17 protein-coding genes are annotated in these 16,374 nt (G+C 52.4%); 11 read left to right on the forward strand and 6 right to left on the reverse strand.

What is annotated here, in order from left to right; translation table 11 throughout:
• Positions 1 to 23: 23 nt before the first annotated feature.
• From VI01_RS07120 to VI01_RS07135, 5 genes are all read left to right on the forward strand, one after another.
• Positions 24 to 1,415, forward strand: coding sequence for a GntP family permease (locus VI01_RS07120; protein WP_045814565.1), 1,392 nt, complete (start codon positions 24 to 26; stop codon positions 1,413 to 1,415).
• Positions 1,416 to 1,429: 14 nt separating this feature from the next.
• Positions 1,430 to 2,200: a 3-hydroxybutyrate dehydrogenase gene (locus VI01_RS07125; RefSeq protein WP_045814566.1), complete on the forward strand. Its 771-nt coding sequence runs from the start codon at positions 1,430 to 1,432 to the stop codon at positions 2,198 to 2,200.
• A 340-nt stretch (positions 2,201 to 2,540) separates the two neighbouring features.
• The gene (locus VI01_RS07130) at positions 2,541 to 2,927 is read left to right on the forward strand and encodes a hypothetical protein (RefSeq protein ID WP_045814567.1); all 387 of its coding nucleotides are present in this window, start codon (positions 2,541 to 2,543) and stop codon (positions 2,925 to 2,927) included.
• The gene (locus VI01_RS24765) at positions 2,924 to 3,472 is read left to right on the forward strand and encodes a PAAR domain-containing protein (protein WP_075564084.1); all 549 of its coding nucleotides are present in this window, start codon (positions 2,924 to 2,926) and stop codon (positions 3,470 to 3,472) included. The genes VI01_RS07130 and VI01_RS24765 overlap by 4 nt, the downstream gene beginning before the upstream one ends.
• A 13-nt stretch (positions 3,473 to 3,485) precedes the next feature.
• On the forward strand, positions 3,486 to 4,448 hold the full coding sequence (locus VI01_RS07135; RefSeq protein WP_045814568.1) for a DUF6402 family protein: 963 nt from the start codon (positions 3,486 to 3,488) through the stop codon (positions 4,446 to 4,448).
• 489 nt (positions 4,449 to 4,937) lie between these two features.
• Here VI01_RS07135 and VI01_RS07140 read toward each other — a convergent pair whose 3' ends face one another.
• Positions 4,938 to 5,576: a TetR/AcrR family transcriptional regulator gene (locus VI01_RS07140; protein WP_045814647.1), complete on the reverse strand. Its 639-nt coding sequence runs from the start codon at positions 5,574 to 5,576 to the stop codon at positions 4,938 to 4,940.
• A gap of 247 nt (positions 5,577 to 5,823) precedes the next feature.
• Between VI01_RS07140 and VI01_RS07145 the strand changes: the two genes are divergently transcribed.
• From VI01_RS07145 to VI01_RS07160, 4 genes are read left to right on the forward strand one after another with little or no spacing between them, the layout of a single operon-like run.
• Positions 5,824 to 6,975: a Gfo/Idh/MocA family protein gene (locus VI01_RS07145; protein ID WP_045814569.1), complete on the forward strand. Its 1,152-nt coding sequence runs from the start codon at positions 5,824 to 5,826 to the stop codon at positions 6,973 to 6,975.
• Between the two features lie 10 nt (positions 6,976 to 6,985).
• Complete coding sequence (locus VI01_RS07150) at positions 6,986 to 7,819, forward strand: sugar phosphate isomerase/epimerase (protein ID WP_045814570.1); 834 nt, start codon at positions 6,986 to 6,988, stop codon at positions 7,817 to 7,819.
• Positions 7,820 to 7,878: 59 nt separating this feature from the next.
• Positions 7,879 to 9,120, forward strand: coding sequence for an MFS transporter (locus VI01_RS07155; protein WP_045814571.1), 1,242 nt, complete (start codon positions 7,879 to 7,881; stop codon positions 9,118 to 9,120).
• A 16-nt stretch (positions 9,121 to 9,136) separates the two neighbouring features.
• On the forward strand, positions 9,137 to 10,306 hold the full coding sequence (locus VI01_RS07160; RefSeq protein WP_045814572.1) for a dihydrodipicolinate synthase family protein: 1,170 nt from the start codon (positions 9,137 to 9,139) through the stop codon (positions 10,304 to 10,306).
• Positions 10,307 to 10,559: 253 nt separating this feature from the next.
• On the opposite strand, the gene VI01_RS07165 is transcribed toward VI01_RS07160, so the two are convergent.
• The 5 genes from VI01_RS07165 to VI01_RS07185 all read right to left on the reverse strand — a co-directional run bounded on the left by VI01_RS07165 (position 10,560) and on the right by VI01_RS07185 (position 15,278).
• Entirely contained in the window at positions 10,560 to 11,315 is a 756-nt protein-coding gene (locus VI01_RS07165; protein ID WP_045814573.1) for an ABC transporter ATP-binding protein, read from the reverse strand.
• Between the two features lie 3 nt (positions 11,316 to 11,318).
• Positions 11,319 to 12,341, reverse strand: a complete 1,023-nt coding sequence (locus tag VI01_RS07170) for an iron ABC transporter permease (protein WP_045814574.1) — start codon at positions 12,339 to 12,341, stop codon at positions 11,319 to 11,321.
• Position 12,342: 1 nt separating this feature from the next.
• Entirely contained in the window at positions 12,343 to 13,314 is a 972-nt protein-coding gene (locus tag VI01_RS07175; protein ID WP_231638476.1) for an ABC transporter substrate-binding protein, read from the reverse strand.
• Between the two features lie 169 nt (positions 13,315 to 13,483).
• On the reverse strand, positions 13,484 to 14,374 hold the full coding sequence (locus VI01_RS07180) for an oxidoreductase (RefSeq protein ID WP_045814576.1): 891 nt from the start codon (positions 14,372 to 14,374) through the stop codon (positions 13,484 to 13,486).
• A 154-nt stretch (positions 14,375 to 14,528) separates the two neighbouring features.
• On the reverse strand, positions 14,529 to 15,278 hold the full coding sequence (locus tag VI01_RS07185) for a DeoR/GlpR family DNA-binding transcription regulator (protein ID WP_045814648.1): 750 nt from the start codon (positions 15,276 to 15,278) through the stop codon (positions 14,529 to 14,531).
• 82 nt (positions 15,279 to 15,360) lie between these two features.
• Between VI01_RS07185 and VI01_RS07190 the strand changes: the two genes are divergently transcribed.
• Both VI01_RS07190 and VI01_RS07195 read left to right on the forward strand, forming a co-directional pair.
• Positions 15,361 to 15,951: an NUDIX domain-containing protein gene (locus tag VI01_RS07190; RefSeq protein WP_045814577.1), complete on the forward strand. Its 591-nt coding sequence runs from the start codon at positions 15,361 to 15,363 to the stop codon at positions 15,949 to 15,951.
• Complete coding sequence (locus VI01_RS07195; RefSeq protein WP_045814578.1) at positions 15,948 to 16,307, forward strand: NUDIX hydrolase; 360 nt, start codon at positions 15,948 to 15,950, stop codon at positions 16,305 to 16,307. The genes VI01_RS07190 and VI01_RS07195 overlap by 4 nt, the downstream gene beginning before the upstream one ends.
• Positions 16,308 to 16,374: the final 67 nt, after the last annotated feature.

Consider the following 16,374-nt stretch of genomic DNA (forward strand, 5'->3'; position numbering starts at 1 on the left):
CGACAAAATAATAAGGAAGCAACATGAGTGTCGTTATTGCCCTCGCTGCGCTTGGGTTGCTGATGTTAGCCGCCTATCGCGGCTATAGCGTAATTTTGTTCGCCCCGATTGCCGCGCTGTTAGCGGTGCTGTTAACCGAGCCGGCTGCGGTCGCACCGGTGTTCAGCGGCCTGTTTATGGAAAAGATGGTGGGCTTTGTGAAGCTCTACTTCCCGGTGTTTCTGCTGGGCGCCATTTTTGGCAAATTGATTGAGCTATCTGGATTCTCACGCTCAATTGTCACGGCGGCGATTACGCTGCTGGGGCGTCGCCATGCCATCCCGGTGATTGTGCTGGTGTGCGCACTGTTGACGTACGGCGGCGTATCGCTGTTTGTGGTGGCGTTCGCCGTCTATCCGTTTGTCGCAGAACTGTTCCGTCAGAGCAATATCCCTAAGCGCTTGATTCCGGCAACGGTGGCACTGGGTGCATTCTCCTTCACCATGGATGCACTGCCCGGCACGCCACAAATCCAGAACATCATACCCGGCAGTTTCTTTGGCACTAACGCCTGGGCTGCGCCATGGTTGGGGTTGATCGGTTCACTCTTCATTATTGTGGTGGGCTTGCTGTGGCTGGATCGGCAACGCCGTAAGGCGCAAGCGAACAACGAGCAGTACGGAACCAACCTGAAGAATGAGCCGGAAACCGCTGAGAATGTGCAACTGCCGCATCCGGCGATTGCCATTCTGCCGCTGATTTTGGTTGGGGTACTCAATCTCTGTTTCACCTGGTGGATTCCTGCCTGGTACGGTGCGCACAGCAGTGTCACGCTTCCGGGTAATCCCACGCCCATTGTGACTGATATCGTCAAAAGTACTGCGATCTGGGCCGTGCAGGCTGCATTGCTGAGCGGCATTCTGGTGGTATTGATCTTCGGCTGGCGCAATATTCGCGGTCGTCTGGCGGAAGGCAGTCGCACCGCGGTGGCGGGTGCATTGCTGGCGGCGATGAATACCGCTTCCGAGTACGGTTTTGGTGCGGTGATCGCCGCGTTACCGGGCTTTGTGGTGTTGTCTGGCGTCCTACAGGCGATTCCCAACCCACTGCTCAATGAAGCGATCAGCATTACCGTGCTGGCGGGGATCACCGGTTCGGCGTCGGGCGGGATGAGTATTGCGCTGGCGGCAATGGCTGAACACTTCGTGCAGGCGGCACAGGCCACGGGTATTCCGATGGAAGTGTTGCACCGCGTGGCGGCCATGGCCAGCGGCGGCATGGATACGCTGCCACACAATGGTGCCGTCATCACGCTGTTAGCGATCACCGGTCTAAGCCATAAAGAAGCCTATGGTGGCATCTTCGCCATCACCATTATCAAAAGTCTGGCAGTGCTGTTTGTGATTGGGGTGTTTTACCTCACCGGCATTGTCTGAAGGAGGATAAATCGATGCAATTAGCGGGAAAAGTGGCACTGGTGACCGGATCCACCAGCGGAATTGGATTAGGTATTGCTGAGCAACTGGCACTGGCCGGCGCCACGGTGATACTCAACGGCTTTGGCGAAGTGGAACACGCGAAAGCGCTTATCGCTGCCACCGGGGCAAAGGTCGATTATCACGCAGCTGACATGTCCGATCCGCAGCAAATCGCCGCGATGATAGCGTGGGCGGAAGCGCAGTATGGTGCGGTGGACATTCTGGTGAACAACGCCGGTATTCAGTACACCGCGCCGGTGGAGTCATTTCCGGTTGAGAAATGGGATGCGATTATTGCTATCAATCTCTCCTCGGTATTCCACACCAGTCGCGCAGTCTTGCCCGGCATGCAGGCACGTCACTGGGGGCGCATCATCAATATCGCCTCCGTGCATGGCCTGGTAGCGTCGAAAGAGAAAGCGGCCTATGTTGCTGCGAAGCATGGTGTGGTGGGGCTGACAAAAGTGATTGCGCTGGAGAACGCACAATCACCGATCACCTGCAACGCCATCTGTCCGGGCTGGGTGTTAACGCCGCTGGTGCAGCAGCAGATCGACAAACGCATTGCGGCAGGCGAAGATGCCGAAACCGCGCGCCTGGCGTTATTGTCAGAGAAGCAACCTGCTCAGGCGTTTGTCACGCCAGAACAGTTGGGGGCGTTGGTGCTGTTTCTTTGCAGCGAAGGCGGTGCGCAGGTGCGCGGTGCAGCCTGGAATATGGATGGCGGCTGGCTGGCGCAGTGATGCGTGGTGCTATTACTTCGCCAGCCACTGTAGGATCAGCGCCAATGCATTCGGCTGTGAACTTAAGACCTGATGCTGGATGCCAAATAGCTTGCGCATTGCTTAGGGCAGTGTCCACGTTACGTGAGTAGGATTAAAGTGCCAGGTAAACATTCTTCCCGTATAGATCTTGTAACGTGATGGTACGGAAAGATTCAGTGTCACTTTGAAGATAATGTTTGGCAATTAAGCATTTGAACTTTGATACATATCGCACTTATGTCAAATTGCGTTAACCAAAAAAATAATAAACCATGTAAACTATGTGTGATATTAGTTCATTCAATTCATAGGATTATATATGGACCGTGATAAGGACGTTAAAGCGGCTGAAGTGAAACTGATAGCGATAAGCGGCGGTAAAACTAAACAGGGCGGTACACTAAATAGTACCTGTGGAATTACATGCCAGGGCATCCCAGCTGTTCTGGAAGGGAATTTCGTTGAATACCCAGATGGATCTCAAGCCACAGTTCTTCGTGATGAATCAACAACACTGGCGCAGCATGATGAGCATGGCAATAGCCTCACCGTAGCGGCTACTGGAACTATGCTTTCTAATGGCGACATGATAACTGATGCCGGTCAGCAGAACCTGGGTACGGTGATTTTCAGCAATCACACATCAGGTGTTTATGAGTTCGATGAGTCTGACATAGTAAAAATGAAGGCAGAGGGATTGCTATGAGTATGCTCCCTGGTATCTGGACGGGAGATACAACTACTCATGGTGGAGTTTTAATTGAAGGTGAACCAACGTTTACTTATGGAAATAAAGCTTCTGCTGTATTAGTCGGTCATAAATTTTGGTGTCCTAAGTGTTTTTGCTGGTCAGTATTTGTTGAGGGTGAGCAAAGCTACACTGTTGATGGTCGGGCTAGAGTCTTACAGGGACATAAATCTTCATGCGGTGCTTCTGCTATTCACACACAAGGTTTTCATTATCATATAGGAACGACTGGAAGCTCAAAATCACCTCAACAACAATCGACTCAGGTAATTGCTAATGAAGTTGATAAAAATAAGTCATCTGGTGATTATTATCATAAATTTCATATTAACAACTATGGTAATGGGAGTTTAAACTATGTCGTTTTGTCCGGTGATAATGTATTAGAACAAGGTTCAGTATCATCCATTGCAGACTTGGCCATTGGCAGTACATCACATGTAAGAACTGATGAGTCTCGAAAAATAACACTCGCTATAACCCCGCCTCGGTTAAAAATATAAAAAGGGATCTTTTATGGGAGTGAAAAACCCCTACGCAGGTTTTAATAGCCGTACAGTAACTCAAGATACATACATTGTAAGAAAGTTAGAGAAAACTCGTTACTTAGATAAAGAAAACTATTCTAGAATTACAATCGAACCTATTACCATACAGCAAATCCCCAAAGCTATGTCACGAATGGGTTGGAAGCGCTCTGCTTCGTTTATGACCCGATGGCTAAATTCCCCTGCCTGGAAATGTCCTGAATCATGGAAGGACGGAAGGGAGTTGCCAGAAGGTATGTATATACCAGATCAGCATTGTGATGATACGACGATAAAGATGTCTTGGTTGATAGGATACCCTAGGGTAGCTAATGCTGTGACAAAACTTCTCAATGAAAGAGCACTATCACCTGCGGCACTAAAAATGACGGCCAAAAGGCTTAAGCGTCTCGGATGGGATGGTACTGGTGCATACACCTTTGGGCGAAAGAATATTCTTGGTCGGCCTTCTATGTCTGCGAGGGAGTTAGAGCAAAATTATCAAAATAATTACCTTGGGGTGGGAGATAATTTTACTCTTCATCTAATGTGGGACACCTTAGATGATGTATTTGGTTCTCTTGGGACCTTCAGTTTGAAGGTGGGAGTAATAGGTACAGCCTATAGTGATTCATCAAAAAATGTATTTTTTGAACCATCATATGCAGGAGTCTATGTAAAAGATTTCTATGATTTCAATAATGACAATGGCTGGGATCAACCCCTTGGCGTGTGGACTGAGGATGGAATTTTAACCAGGGGAGAAAGTGTGACCAGTATACTCAATATTAAAACTATTACTCTAAATAAAAAAACAATGAAGTGTGCCTACGTGTTTAACTCTGACTTTTTAAAGTACAGAGATAAAACGGGGCGGGGAGGAGATTTTATCGTTTTTTCTGATGTGTATTGGGTGAGGTTATGTGGAGTATATCCTTTACCCTGGGATTGAAGATTTGGCCTCCTTAAATAGGAAGCTTTGTGTTTTTATCCGAAATTATAAATCACTATCCCGCAGGTTAAGTATCCAAATAAAAGGCTTATCAAATATCTTAGTCTTAATTCTTTAATGGAGTAAGAAGTAAAAAAATAGAAAGTTAGCATGCTAAGACACAGGATGCCTGAAAAACAAAGAGTGAAAAATACACCCCATCCAGGCATATTCCCCCTATATGGATTGATTAGGTCATACGTGTAAGGTGGAAGTAAAATCTGACCAATCAGAAAGACGGATAGATATCCATATCTAAAGCGCCGGAGCTTGATACTAAATCTGGCTACTTCAGCACCCAGTAACGCTGCTATTGAGCCTGATGAAATGGCAATTGCATATGGAACTGCATTATGAGGCATATGTCCCAATCCCTTTCTGACAGTATGGTTTTTTAATGCTGCTCATCCTACTACAAAATCCTCTTAAACAGAGGTTTCGACATCGTTTTTAGTGCGGCTTTATCCACGCGGCAATACACTCTTTCATCACTCGCAGGCGCTCATCCAGCGCCGCTTTGGCACTGAGATCCTGCTGGTAAATAATCGACAGCGTGGACTGATTGATCAGATAGAAAAAGCCCAGCGCGGAGATATTGATGTTGAGTTGCATCACATCGATATCCTCGCGCACGTTTCCTTCGGCGCGTCCCCGCTGCAGCAATTGCTGGGTGATACTGCTCCAACTCTGATTGATCTGCACAGTGATGTCAGAATCTTTGAGATGCCGCGCTTTTAGCTGATTTTCGCTGTTGAGCAGGCGAATGAACTCGGGGTTTTTCAGGTAATAATGCCAGGTGAATTCCACCAGTTGCAAAATAGCGTGGTCGGCGGGGAGATGATCGAGTTTTAACGCCGCTTCCTGCTCGCGAATGTCACGATAGGCTTCTTCCAGCACGCGGGTAAACAGAATGTCTTTGTTGGTGAAGTAGTAGTAAATCAGTTGCTTATTGGCATGGGCGCGTTCGGCGATGCTATCGACGCGCGCACCGTCGAATCCTTTCTCAGCGAACTCTGCGCGCGCGGCCATCAGTATCCGCACCTGCTTATCCGTGACATCCTCAATGTTACTCGCAACACGATCAACCAAAGCAGAATCCCCACATATCACTGTTTTACAGAGCATTATAGTGCCTCTTTTTGCGCATAAAACAAGGGCAAAAGATTTTCAACTAACTAGTTGGTTATGTGAATTCGATCAAAGTCAGGTCTCTTTCTGCCCACTATAGTGACGTCATCAACCAGTTAGTTGATTGATTATGAATCAGCAAACGACGGAGCGTTGAAATAGATGTTGAACGTGTTACTTCCATCACAAACGACTTTGAGGTGAATACATGGCGCAAATTCCAGTGGGCATCATCATGCACGGCGTGACCGGGCGAATGGGTAAAAATCAACATCTCATCCGCTCGATTGTGCAGATTCGACAGCAGGGCGGCGTTGCGCTGGCCAATGGCGACCGATTGATGCCCGATCCGATTCTGATTGGTCGCAACGCGGAAAAAATCGCTGCGCTGGCGCGGGAGTTTGGTATCGAACGGTGGGGAACCAACATCGATGATGCACTGAATAACCCGCAGGACATCATCTTTTTTGATGCAGCCACCACACAAGCACGTCCGGCGCTACTGAAGAAAGCCATCAGCAAAGGCAAGCACGTCTATTCGGAAAAGCCGGTGGCGATGGGGCTGGATGATGCGCTGGATTTGTACCACTTCGCGCGGGAAAAAGGAGTGTGTCACGGCGTGGTCCAGGACAAGCTGTGGCTGCCGGGTTTACAAAAGCTGCGCCTGTTGAATGAGTCCGGTTTCTTTGGACGCGTGTTATCGGTGCGCGGTGAATTTGGTTACTGGGTGTTTGAAGGCGATCGCCAACCGGCCCAGCGTCCTTCCTGGAACTACCGCAGTGAGGATGGCGGCGGCATTATCCTCGATATGATTTGCCACTGGCGCTACGTCATCGACAACCTGTTCGGTGAAATCAAAAGCCTGAGCTGTATCGGTGCCACTCACATTCCACAACGCTGGGATGAACAGCAGAAACCTTATGACGCCACGGCGGACGACGCGGTTTATGCCACCTTTGAACTGCACAACGGCGCGATTGTACAGATCAACAGCTCCTGGTGCGTGCGCGTGCGCCGTGATGACCTGGTGACATTCCAGGTGGATGGCGTAAACGGTTCCGCCGTAGCGGGTCTTAGCGATTGCTTCACGCAGGCTAGCGTCAATACGCCGAAGCCGGTGTGGAATCCGGATATCCGTCAGACACATAACTTCTTTGATGACTGGGCTAGCGTGCCGGATACCCAGACCTATGACAATGCATTCAAAGTGCAGTGGGAGCTGTTTTTACGCCATGTCTGGGGCGAAGGGGAATACCGCTGGGATTTGCTGGAAGGGGCGAAGGGTTTGCAACTGGTCGATCTGGCTCTGAAAAGCTGGAAAGAGCGTCGCTGGGTTGATGTGCCATCACTGGAACGCTAAGGAGCCGAACATGAATCGACCTCATTCCGGGCAACTTTCACTGAACACGGCGACCGTGCGCCAGCAGTGGGATTTGCGGCAAATCATTGAAGGTTGTGCGCGCCATGAGATTCGCGGCATCTCGCCGTGGCGCGATCAGGTGGCAAACATCGGTTTAGCTGAAGCGGCACGGCTGATTCGTCACCACGATCTGCGGGTGAGTGGCTACTGCCGTGGCGGGATGTTTCCCGGCGTTGATCAGCAAGCACGCCAGGCGACCCTGGCCGACAACCAGCGAGCGGTGGATGAAGCGCTGGAATTAGGTGCAGAGTGCCTGGTGCTGGTGGTCGGCGGTTTGCCGCCAGGTTCGAAAGATCTGCCGGGGGCGCGCCAGCAAGTGCGTGAAGGACTCAGCGCTCTGCTGGAGTACGCCCGCGCAGGTGGTATGCCGTTGGCGATTGAACCACTGCATCCGATGTACGCGGCGGATCGCGCCTGCATCAACACGCTGAAACAGGCTAACGATCTCTGCGATGAACTGGGCGACGACGGATTGGGAATTGCCGTCGATGTCTATCACACCTGGTGGGATGCTGAGTTTTATCAGGAAATCGCGCGTGCGGGTCTGAAACGGCTGCTGGCGTTTCATATCTGCGACTGGCTCACGCCTACGCGGGATCTGCTGGAAGATCGCGGCATGATGGGCGATGGCGTTATCGATATCCGCGCCATGCGGGAAGCGGTAGAAGCCCAGGGTTATCGCGGACTACATGAAGTGGAAATTTTCTCCCGCCTGAACTGGTGGACTCAGGATCCAGATGAGGTGCTTAAGACCTGCAAGGCTCGCCATCTGGCGCACGGTTAACCGTATCTGACAGAGCTGAAAAGCTGTTTTCGTCGGTCACAGACATTGTCGAGGAAAAGATGAATACAGATACCCGCAAAATGATTCTGGTCACCGTGCTGTGCGGCCTTGGCTACATGATGTACTCGGTGGATCGCATGACGGTGTCATCAGCCATTGGGCTGATCGCCGGAGAGTTCGGTCTCGGTAAAGCGGAGAGTGGCATTCTGCTCTCCTCCTTCTTCTTTGGCTTCATCGTCTTTTTGTTCATTTCCGGCATTATCGCCGACAAGTTGAGCGGTAAACCGGTGCTGATTCTTGGCCTGATGATGTTTTCACTGGCGACACTGTTAACCGGTGTCGCCGGCAGCATGACCAGCCTGATTTTTTACCGCGTGATGACGGGCATCGGTGAGGGCATCTTCTGGCCTGCTGCCTCGCTCGAAGTGGCCAACGTGACCAGCGAAAAACAGCGCACCACGGTCATGTCGCTCTATTGGATGGGCTATCCCATTGGCGGATTCCTTGGCACCTGGATGGGCGCCATGCTCGGTCCGATCTTTGGCTGGCGTGTGGTGTTTTACGTGGCGGGTGCCATGGGCATGCTGGTGGCGTTGTTGTATTTGGTGTTGGTGAAAAATGACCGAAAACCCGCCGAGCTGATAGCGCGCCAGACAGCGGTGAAAGTACCCTTAAAAACCTTGTTCCGCCATGCGCCCGTGTTGCTGATGGCCGCATTCTATTTCGTGCTGCTGGCAGGCTGGTGGATTGTCCTGTTGTGGGCACCCAGTTATTTGATGCAGGTGAAGAATCTGTCGATTGGTACCGCAGGCACCATCGCCAGCTTGCTCGGCATTACCGGGGCACTGGGCGGCTTTGTGCTGGGGCGCTACTGTGATAAAGGCGATTTCAAACGCCGTCGCACCATTCTGATGGCCATTACCTTAACTAGCGGGCTGGTGATGGCAGCGATGGCAATCAATCTCTCCGTCCCACTGGTGATAGTGCTGGTGCTGATCCTCGGTTTCCTTGGCTATCCGATTACCCCCATTGTTCTCTCGCTCACCGCTGAACTGGTGCCGCCTTCGCTGCGCGGTTCGGCCATCGGCTTTGTGATGAATATGGGGATGGCAGCGGGCGGTATCTCGCCGATCGTCGCAGGCTATTACGCACAACACTACAGCTTACAGCCGGTCTGGCTGGTCGCCGCCTGCGTCATCATCTGCAGCAGCGTGGTGCTGCTGGGTGTGCGTCGGCTGCCTATCGGAAGCCACAACAGTTCGCAGAATGTGATGCCGTCCGGGCATCTGGCAAAACACTGAGAGAAGGAACAGAACCATGTCTGTGAGCAATAAAGTGCGTTTACTGGATCGCAACGGTCAGCCTTACAGTTACACCCTGCAGGGTGAGCGCCACTGGAGCGTGCCAGCCAAACCGGTATTTAACCGTGACGTCTATGCGGCTGCGCATGTGGTTGCCGACCCGCAGCGGATGCAAAATCCGCAGAGTGATATGGCGATTGACTGGGATAGCACGCTGGAATATCGGCATCATCTGATGTCACTCGGATTAGGCATTGCCGAAGCCATGGATACCGCCCAACGCGGCATGGGGCTGGACTGGCCAACCGCGCTGGAGCTGATCAAACGCAGCGTGGAGCAAGCGAAGGCTTACCCTGGTGCACGGGTAGCCAGCGGCGCGGGCACCGATCATCTGACCGATTTTTCCCAGCTGACCTTACAGGATGTGATTGGCGCGTATGAACAGCAAATCGCGGCGATTGAGGGGTGTGGTGGACGTATTATCTTAATGGCCAGTCGTGCGCTCGCCGCGATTGCCAAAGGGCCAGATGATTACATCAAGGTGTACAGCACTCTTTTACGTCAGGTGCGTGAACCGGTTATTTTGCACTGGCTGGGGGATATGTTTGATCCTGCGCTACGCGGCTACTGGGGCGGCGCGACAATTCATAGCGCGATGGAAGTCTGTCTGGCGGTGATTCGCGAGAATGAGGCCAAAGTGGAGGGGATAAAAATCTCTCTGCTGGATAAAGATCGAGAAATCGAGATGCGCCGCCAGCTGCCGGCATCCGTTAAAATGTATACCGGCGATGATTTCAATTATCCCGAATTGATCGCCGGGGATGAGCAGGGCTTCTCGCATGCGCTACTGGGCATTCTCGACGGCATTGCACCGGCCGCCACCAGCGCGCTGCATGCATTAGCACAGGGTGATCGTGCCACCTTTGAACGGATACTGGCTCCGACAGTGCCGCTGGCGCGCCATTTGTTCTCGGCGCCTACGCAGTATTACAAGGCGGGCATCGTGTACCTCGCGTGGTTGAATGGCCATCAGAAACATTTCACCTTACTTGGTGGCATGCAGAGTGCGCGCAGTCTGGCGCACTACTCTGAAGCATTCAGACTGGCTGACGAGGCGGGTTTGCTCAATAACGCAGATGTGGCTGCGGAGCGCATGTGGCTGCTGGCAAAAATGCACGGTATTTAACCTATCGGCCTAATGTGATGAGATGCTATTTAAGCCGTCCGAATTTCTGACGGAAAAAGAAGATTCACACGGCTAGAGCGAAAAAAAGCCCACCATTGGCGGGCTTGATAGCAGCAGCTATCCAATAATCTCGTAGGTGACGCGCGTGTATGTACTGCAACCACGATTGTGGCAGTCCATTATTGCAGGAATATTTTGTTACTGAACATACTGTTTCCTGATGGTTGTGTGGCAGTGGGCTTTAGGCGCTGACTCATACGTACTGAATATTGAGCGCACCCTGTGCTGATGTCGTGATCTGCGCCTGAACCCGCCACGTTGTGTGTATGCGTTCGGGTGTGAGTACTGCATTGGGCTTACCCGTCGAAACCACACGACCCTGATCGAGTACCACAAGGTGTTGGCAATATTTTGCCGCCAGATTCAGGTCGTGAAGTGCAATCACCACCGTCACTGGCAGCGAAGAGATAAGACGCATCAATTCAAGCTGGAATTGGATGTCCAGGTGATTAACGGGCTCATCCAGCAGTAAAACATCCGGTTTTTGCGCCAGAGCGCGGGCGATTTGGCAACGCTGGCGCTCACCGCCGGATAATCGTTGCCAGCAGCGGTCGACCAAATTTTCCAGTTGCATTAACGCCACCGCCTCGTGAACGGCGCTGGCATCTTCTGCCGTCCAGAACTGGAATGCGCCACGATGAGGTGTGCGCCCGAGACGAACAATCTCAATCACCGTGAGTTCATCATCGGCCTCGGCATGTTGCGGGACAAAGGCCAGTTTACGCGCCAGTTGATTGCGCGAAAGTTGGTTCAGCCTCAGTTCGCCGAGGGTTATCTTCGCGCCCGAATCAGGCATTAGCCCAGCCAGTGCACGCAGCAGCGTAGATTTTCCTGAACCGTTCGGGCCAAGCAAACCTACGGTTGCAGACTGAGCCGCGTCGAAGGAGACCGCAGTGAGGATACGACGCGCCTGAAGTTGGACGCTAAGGTCACAGACCGATATCGTCATCGTTTAGTTGCCCTTTCGTTGATAGAGAAGGAAGGCAAAAGCAGGGGCGCCCACCAATGCCGTCACCACGCCAATGGGTAAAACCTGATGTGCGATCAACGTTCTCGACATCAAGTCGGCAAGGATCATGAAATGGCAGCCCGACAGGAATGTCACGGGAAGGGTGATCAGGTGTCGCTGTCCAACCAGCATGCGGGTCACGTGCGGAATGACCAATCCGACAAACCCCACCGCCCCTATCGAGCTGACAATGACCGCCGTGATGAATGCCGTGATCAACAGCAACACAATCCGTACTTTCACCACCTGCGTGCCCAGCGTTACGGAGACATCGACGCCAAATGAAAAGGTGTCCAGCGTGCGTGCATAGCACATGATCACCCCAAATCCGCTGATGATGACGATGGCGCAGAGAATGGCATCTGGCCAGCGTACGCCACTTAAACTGCCTAACAGCCAAAACATCACACCACGCGATTGCTCCGCATTGGCTGATGTGCTGACGATGTAAGACGTGAGCGCATTGAACAGCTGTGTTCCGGCAATACCGGCCAAAATGATGCGTCCGGTGTTTTCTCCCATCCCTCGTGAGAGCAAAATAATCAAGCCAAACGCCAGGCAAGCGCCGGCAAAGGCACCGCTGCCAACCGTCAACACGCCGCTGCCAATACCCAGCAGCATCACCATTACGGCCCCGGTGGAAGCACCCGCAGAGATACCCAACAGATAGGGTTCCGCCAGCGGGTTTCTTAACAACGATTGCAACACCAGGCCGCAAAGGGCTAAGCCACCTCCGCTGCAGGCCGCCATGAAGGCCCGGCTCATGCGATATTGCCAGACAATACCGGCCTCAACGGCAGGGACATCATAATGTGTCATCCCCAATCCATTGGTGATCGCCTGAAAGGTAGCGATCAATGAGATGGGCATATCGCCAATGCTCGATGAGAAGATCATCATCACTGGCAGGCTGACCAGGCCCGCCAGGACAATAAAGCCGATGTTAAAGTGGGAAGTGCGTCTCATACTATTTGAAAGTGGCCATCTGCTGACCGATCAGCTCAACCGCATCGATATTGCGCAGGGACGGATTGAGTGACATAGCAGGCACGACCACGATGTGACCCTGCTTAACCGCGTTCATTTCTCGTGTAACGGGATCGCTTTTGAGAAAGGCTTGCTTTACCGCGACGTCATCTGCTGGATACAGCCTTCTCTCCATGCTGGCAATGACAATGATATCGGGCTGAGATTGTGCGATATGTTCCCAACTCACGGCGGGCCATTCGTCGGAGGAATCAATAACGTTTTGCAGGCCGAGTGTCTGAGTGATCCAGCCCGGGGCACCCTGGCTGCCTGCGATCCACGGATCGCCTTTAAGGCGTGTGCTTGAGAACCAATACACCACCTTAAGTGGCTTGCGGGCGTGTAGTGCCGCCTGTTGTTGCGCCTGAACGACGCGTGCAGACAACGTCTTCTTTAATTCCTCACCACGTTGAGCCACGTCGAAGAGGTTGGCCAGCGCGGTGATTTCATCATACATCACGTCAATGGAATAAGGCGTAGCGCGTGCACCGTCAGCGTTTGAGGAAGCCGTTACCGCTTTGCCCTGACAATCAGCAGGTGAAATCCAGGTTCTGATGCCAAGTTGTTCGAATTGTTCTCGGGTTGCTACTTCACCTTGAGGCCCAACATGCCAGCTATATTGCGCCAATACCAGGTCAGGTTTTTGCGCGACAACCGCTTCAAATCCCGGCGAGTTATCTGCAAGGCGCTTCAGACCACTGCCTGCCTGCGCTAAATCAGGCGGTAAAGGGCCGAACCAGACGGCGGTTCCAGCGATTTTACTTCTCAGGCCAAGTGCCAGAAGGAGTTCGGTTTCATGTTGCCCAATGGTCACCACGCGTGCAGGCGGTTGTGAAAAGGTTTCCGTTTTACCGCAGTTTTCAATGCTGAGGGGATAGGTGGAAGCCAGTGCGGTGGAAGTGCTGAATACCATTATGAGTGCCAAAAGGCGGTTTGAAAAAGTGCGCATCGTTTACCGTAAGTGTTATGTTATAACGTAACATGATGACAATCCTAACGGCCTCATGTCAATCGATACTGCAACCATTGGCGATGCTTAGCGCTATTGAGGTGAAATCCGCATGCCGGATTTCACGCTATTGTTAACCTGGACCATCACTCCCTGCCGCCAGCAGAGGTACAACCACATCGCTGATCGGGGTCGCAATGCCTTGAGCTTTGCCGCGTCGTTGTACCACGCCATTGCGGATGTCCCACTCAAGCGGGCGATCAGCCTGACGATCGGCCAGAATCGAGGTGCCCAAATCTGCCGGGGCACGATGAAAGCCAGCCATGATGTCCTGCGGCACGTTGTCGCTCAGGTTGGCCCCTTCAGCACGCGCCACTGCCAGACATTCCCGTAGATAGGCCAGACCCAGCGCGGTGATATCTTCGCGCTGAAACATCCCTGCACGGCGATTGGCCAACACCATCAAACCCGCGACGGCGTTTTGCAACAGTTTGCGCCAGGCGATGGTGAGGAAATCTGCCTCCAATTCGACCGCACAGCGCGAGTCTTGCAGCGCTTGCACAATACGCTGCGCTGGCGCGACGTCGGGCACAGTCAGGCGTGGACTCGCGCGTAACCACACCGATGCATCAGGCTCGCGCTGAGCCGGGAACCACACCACAGAAGGCAGTACCGTTGCGCCATTGACTAACGGTGACAACTGTTCAACTTGCTCCACGCCATTTTGCAGCGCGCACACCACCGTATTCTCATCGCATAATACCGCCAGCCAGGGGGCAATTTCCGCCACCTGCGTGGTTTTGACCGCCACAAACACCAAATCAAAGGGCCTGGCGATCGCTTCAGGATTGCTCAGCACCGGGCCAGGCACCACAACCTCACCGTCTTCGTGGCGCAACAGCAATTGTGTATGTGCCGTACGTCCGCACAGTGTTGGCGTGCGATGCATTTCATGCAGCGCGGCAGCCACAGTGGTGCCGATGGCGCCGGGTCCGACAAGGGCGATGGTTGGAAACTCAGACATGCAGCAATTCTCCTGTTTAGCCAGTGCTGCCCTCAGGGTCAGCGAAAACTCACTATTACAGCCTGGCATTGTGACCGAATGATGAGCGAACTTTCGGCCAGATAAAAAAAGACGCTGTGGAATAACCGATTTATGTTCGGCTGCCAGGGACAACTTACAGCAAGGCGATTTGCTGCTGTTGCAGCATGTGCTGCATCTCCGCGTCAGGTTCGCCGTCAACAATCAGTGTACTCGCTAGTGACAGATCGCCAATGGCGAACGCCGATGCTGAGTTGAGTTTCTCTTTAGAGACCATCACCACCGTTTCCGCCGCACGCGCTGCCAGGGCACGCTTTACACCCGCTTCTTCATAATTACCGGTGGTTAACCCTGCTGTTTTGTGCACACCGGTGACACCCATAAAAAACAGGTCTGCATTGATGCGCGCGATGGCTTCGATCACCGCAGATCCCACGGCGACCACCGAGTGACGGTACAGTTGGCCGCCAATCAGAATCACCTCAACCAAAGGAAAATCAACCAGTGCGACGGCAATACTCGGACTGTGGGTCACCACGGTAAAGGCCAGTTCTTTGGGCAGCAGTTGCACCATTTCTGCTGTAGTCGTACCGCCATCGATGATCACCACCTGACCCGGTTGAATCAGTTGCACCGCTTTTTGCGCGATCAGGCGCTTAGAACTGATTTGCACGTTTTTGCGTGTTTCAAAAGGGGCAATAGCAGCAGAAACCGGCAGTGCACCTCCGTGCACGCGTTGCAGTAATCCCTCACTGGCTAACTCCCTTAAGTCGCGGCGAATCGAGTCCTCAGAGACGTTAAAGCGCTGGCTTAGCTCGCTGGACATCACTTGCTGCTCATCGGCAAGAATCGTCAATATCTGCTGTTTACGTTGACTGGAAAGCATAATTTTCTCGTTCGTGCTTTTGCTTGTATGTGCACGATTATGCATGATAACGTCTGTTTTGTCAGCCATCGGGAGACCAAACATGCAGCATAAAGTGCGCAATATTCGTGAGCAGTTGTTATCCGACAACTGGTACACCTTAAAAAAATACACCTTCGATTTACAGCGTGCCGACGGCAGTTGGCAACAGCAAAGCCGTGAAGCCTACGATCGTGGCAATGGCGCGGTGATCCTACTTTATAACCGCCATAAACAGACAGTCGTCCTGACGCGGCAATTTCGCTTTCCCATCTTTATCCATGGGCATGATGGTTTTTTGATCGAGGCCGCAGCCGGTTTGCTGGATAACGCCTCGCCGGAAACGCGCATCATTGCCGAGGCAGAAGAAGAAACAGGTTACACTGTCACAAATATTGAGAAAGTGATGGAGGCCTATATGAGCCCGGGGTCGGTGACGGAGAAGTTGTTTTTCTTTATCGCGGAATATCACGATGGCGACCGAAAGCATGCTGGCGGCGGCCTTGAGGAAGAGGGGGAAGATATCGAAGTGCTGGAGTGGCCTTTCGCACGCGCCATGGAGGCGATCCGAAACGGTGAAATCGAAGATGCCAAAACCATCATGTTGCTGCAACACCTGGCATTAAACATTCAATTTGAGGAGAAAGTGCAATGATGATTCTGATCGCAGGTCCGGTGCGCAGTGGCACTCACGGTGACCAGCAACTGATCGAGCAAAACATGCAGAAACTCGATCGCATGGCATTGCAGGTTTATCAAAAAGGCCATACCCCGGTAATAGGTGAATGGCTGGCGTTACCGCTCGCCACTGCGGCGGGTTCACAGCAGATCGGGGATGAAATCAGTGAAGAATTTCTTTATCCCGTTGCGCATCGTCTTATTCAGAGCTGTGATGCCATTTTACGCATGCCTGGCGCTTCAACGGGAGCGGACCAGGATGTGCAAGTCGGCAAGGCTTTGGGGTTGAGTATCTTCAGCGATATTAACGAGATTCCAGCGGTACAGGCATAAGCAGGAAACTTATCGACTGGCACTGCTGTCTGTAACTCATCGGTGTACCTACTTTGGGTGATGAGCG

This window comes from Pantoea sp. SM3, assembly GCF_000963995.1.
Classification (GTDB): Bacteria; Pseudomonadota; Gammaproteobacteria; order Enterobacterales; family Enterobacteriaceae; genus Pantoea; species Pantoea rwandensis_B.

What these genes read in the sequence shown, in the direction of transcription:
- VI01_RS07120 (WP_045814565.1), top strand. Translation starts at nt 24, where the DNA reads ATGAGTGTCGTTATTGCCCTCGCTGCGCTTGGGTTGCTGATGTTAGCC.
- VI01_RS07125 (WP_045814566.1), top strand. Translation starts at nt 1,430, where the DNA reads ATGCAATTAGCGGGAAAAGTGGCACTGGTGACCGGATCCACCAGCGGA.
- VI01_RS07130 (WP_045814567.1), top strand. Translation starts at nt 2,541, where the DNA reads ATGGACCGTGATAAGGACGTTAAAGCGGCTGAAGTGAAACTGATAGCG.
- VI01_RS24765 (WP_075564084.1), top strand. Translation starts at nt 2,924, where the DNA reads ATGAGTATGCTCCCTGGTATCTGGACGGGAGATACAACTACTCATGGT.
- VI01_RS07135 (WP_045814568.1), top strand. Translation starts at nt 3,486, where the DNA reads ATGGGAGTGAAAAACCCCTACGCAGGTTTTAATAGCCGTACAGTAACT.
- VI01_RS07145 (WP_045814569.1), top strand. Translation starts at nt 5,824, where the DNA reads ATGGCGCAAATTCCAGTGGGCATCATCATGCACGGCGTGACCGGGCGA.
- VI01_RS07150 (WP_045814570.1), top strand. Translation starts at nt 6,986, where the DNA reads ATGAATCGACCTCATTCCGGGCAACTTTCACTGAACACGGCGACCGTG.
- VI01_RS07155 (WP_045814571.1), top strand. Translation starts at nt 7,879, where the DNA reads ATGAATACAGATACCCGCAAAATGATTCTGGTCACCGTGCTGTGCGGC.
- VI01_RS07160 (WP_045814572.1), top strand. Translation starts at nt 9,137, where the DNA reads ATGTCTGTGAGCAATAAAGTGCGTTTACTGGATCGCAACGGTCAGCCT.
- VI01_RS07165 (WP_045814573.1), bottom strand. Translation starts at nt 11,315, where the DNA reads ATGACGATATCGGTCTGTGACCTTAGCGTCCAACTTCAGGCGCGTCGT.
- VI01_RS07170 (WP_045814574.1), bottom strand. Translation starts at nt 12,341, where the DNA reads ATGAGACGCACTTCCCACTTTAACATCGGCTTTATTGTCCTGGCGGGC.
- VI01_RS07175 (WP_231638476.1), bottom strand. Translation starts at nt 13,314, where the DNA reads ATGGTATTCAGCACTTCCACCGCACTGGCTTCCACCTATCCCCTCAGC.
- VI01_RS07180 (WP_045814576.1), bottom strand. Translation starts at nt 14,374, where the DNA reads ATGTCTGAGTTTCCAACCATCGCCCTTGTCGGACCCGGCGCCATCGGC.
- VI01_RS07185 (WP_045814648.1), bottom strand. Translation starts at nt 15,278, where the DNA reads ATGCTTTCCAGTCAACGTAAACAGCAGATATTGACGATTCTTGCCGAT.
- VI01_RS07190 (WP_045814577.1), top strand. Translation starts at nt 15,361, where the DNA reads ATGCAGCATAAAGTGCGCAATATTCGTGAGCAGTTGTTATCCGACAAC.
- VI01_RS07195 (WP_045814578.1), top strand. Translation starts at nt 15,948, where the DNA reads ATGATGATTCTGATCGCAGGTCCGGTGCGCAGTGGCACTCACGGTGAC.